This window comes from Sutterella massiliensis (assembly GCF_016899755.1).
Lineage (GTDB): Bacteria > Pseudomonadota > Gammaproteobacteria > Burkholderiales > Burkholderiaceae_F > Sutterella > Sutterella massiliensis.
In genome coordinates this window covers 1-345 of record NZ_JACJJC010000347.1, presented here as the reverse complement: position 1 = coordinate 345, position 345 = coordinate 1, and the positions used below count along the sequence as shown (strand labels likewise).

At 44.6% G+C, this 345-nt stretch carries 1 protein-coding gene; it reads left to right on the top strand.

Annotated features, from left to right (window positions below; all coding sequences use genetic code 11):
• Positions 1–152: 152 nt before the first annotated feature.
• Positions 153–345 (top strand): hypothetical protein (locus H6A60_RS14575; protein ID WP_205105253.1); only part of this gene is annotated, 193 nt, incomplete at its 3' end.

Genomic DNA, 345 nt, shown 5'->3' with positions numbered 1-345 from the left:
CCTATATATTAAGAAGCTGTTTTGAATTTCTCCAAAAAGTTTTTCTTGGCTTGATGTATCCGTTTTCGTGTGTGCTTTGGGCGATTTTTTGGTCCTTTTCGCTCCTGTTCTTCGTCAGATAGCCCGCTATCTTCCTCATCACAGAAGCGAAAATGCCTCAAAAACTCATCCCAAATCATCGCACGATAAATTCAAAACAGCTTCTAAGGGTTTTCACAAGCAAGTGCATGTCTCTGTGTCTTTCTCCGACATTTCCATCAGCTGATGGTAATCCCCATTTTCCGCATCAGGAAGCAGGCGTTCATGTTCTGTGCCACTCCTTCGCGCAGGCGGTAGGAGAAGGTC